The sequence below is a fragment of the Neisseria sp. P0022.S010 genome (assembly GCF_051956635.1).
In genome coordinates, this window is sequence record NZ_JBQCXF010000615.1 from 1 (window position 1) to 1636 (window position 1636).

2 protein-coding genes and 1 pseudogene are annotated in these 1636 nt (G+C 47.6%); 2 read left to right on the top strand and 1 reads right to left on the bottom strand.

Translation table 11 applies throughout. The features are described 5' to 3' along the window. A partial coding sequence (locus tag ACTHUT_RS19965) for an integrase core domain-containing protein (protein WP_440419557.1) occupies window positions 1-276 on the top strand: 276 nt, incomplete at its 5' end. A 77-nt stretch (window positions 277-353) separates the two neighbouring features. On the opposite strand, the pseudogene ACTHUT_RS19970 reads toward ACTHUT_RS19965, so the two are convergent. Then, window positions 354-917, bottom strand: a pseudogene (locus ACTHUT_RS19970) (RNA ligase); the annotation flags it as partial. Here ACTHUT_RS19970 and ACTHUT_RS19975 point away from each other — a divergent pair. Next, on the top strand, window positions 819-1636 hold an 818-nt coding region (locus ACTHUT_RS19975), incomplete at its 3' end, for a UvrD-helicase domain-containing protein (protein WP_440419559.1). The pseudogene ACTHUT_RS19970 and the gene ACTHUT_RS19975 overlap by 99 nt on opposite strands.

A 1636-nucleotide genomic window follows, 5' to 3' on the forward strand; every position in this document is an offset into this window, starting at 1 on the left:
GCCAACCATGCTTTCGGTGTAGCCTGTTATGAGAACGGGATTGGTCAAAAGTTTACCCGGGTTGCCCGTCCGCAGACCAACGGTAAGGCGGAACGGGTTATCCGCACCCTGATGGAGATGTGGCATGGGAAACAGTTGTTTGACAGTCCGGAACACCGACGAAAGGAGTTGTGCCGCTTTGTTAATTTCTATAACACTGTGAAGCCGCACCGCAGTTTGAACGGCGATACGCCGTTTGAGGTTTTGCAGGCTTATTTTTCTCAACCTGTGGTGTAAACAACGCAACGTTTTCCTACACACTCCATCCGCCAGCGCCATACTAACACAAGCATACGGCATTTTTTCAGACGGCCTTACAACTGCTTCAAAAACTCCTGAATGAACGCGATTTTATCTAGTTCAGGCATAGCGTTGAACGCTTCCTGATGCTCGTGGATATAGTCGATTAAAGGATAAAACTCTTCATCAACATGGCGTTTGTCGAGTTTTCGGCCGATATTGCCCTCATTGCTTCGTCCTAAAAACTTGGAAATCAGGTAATACGGTGATTTGAGTTTGAACAGCATTTCGCCGTTTTGGGCATCAAATACCATAAAACCTTCGTGTTCCATATTTTTCAGACGGCCTTTCAGTTCACCGAACGTGATGTTTTTCAACATTTCTGGACGGCGTACGCCGTATTGTTTGCCGATTTCGTCCAATTCCGCTTCAGTAAACTGACGGCCGGTCGCCACATCGATGCAGCCGATTAAGGTTTCGCCCAATTCTTCGCGGATGATGTGCACGTCTTTTGCGTCTGTGATTTCAAACAAAAAAGTATGGTTCGGATAAGCGCGGAACAGGGTTTCGTATTGCACGCAGTGTGCGGCGGTCATGTCTGCAAACACGCTATCAAGCGAACCGGTAGTCGAATAGATGAATACCAAGACATCAGTGAAGAACACTACCGGCTTGTTTCTGCGCTTGCGGGTAGGAAGCGGGCTAAAGAAGACAAGCTGACCATTCTGGCGGTCAGCGACGATGACCAAAACATCTACGCCTTCAATGGCACGAGCAACGAGTACATACACCATTTCCAAAAAGACTACGACGTTGCCCAACCCGACTATTTGACCTACAACTACCGCAGTACACAATACATCATCAGCGCTGCTAACAGCGTAATAAACGGCATGACAGGTCGTCTGAAAAAACTGCATCCGATTGTTATCAACCCTGAACGTCAAACACAGCCCAACGGTGGTGTATGGGCTGCAACAGACAGCGAAAGGCAGGGGCGTGTGCGCCACATCAGCCTGCCGTTCGGTAGCAACAGCAACATACAGGCACAAGCTGTTATCACCGAAATAGGTCGTCTGAAAACCTTGAGCGAAGTCGCATGGAATGAGATTGCAGTTTTATCCCATCATAATGCCAGTCTCAAACCTATGCAGGCATGGTGTGAACAAAACGGCATACCTTATTTTTTGAGTGCCGACAAAAGCAGCAAAATCAAATTGCGCCACACCCGTGAGTTTGTCCGCCTGATTGATGGTGTGGAAAAACAAACCGAAGGCTTTACATCACAAGCTTTTGCAGAACTTATTAGTGAACAAGTGAAAAAAAGTGGTGGCAGTTGGTGCGTTTGGTTTAGGCA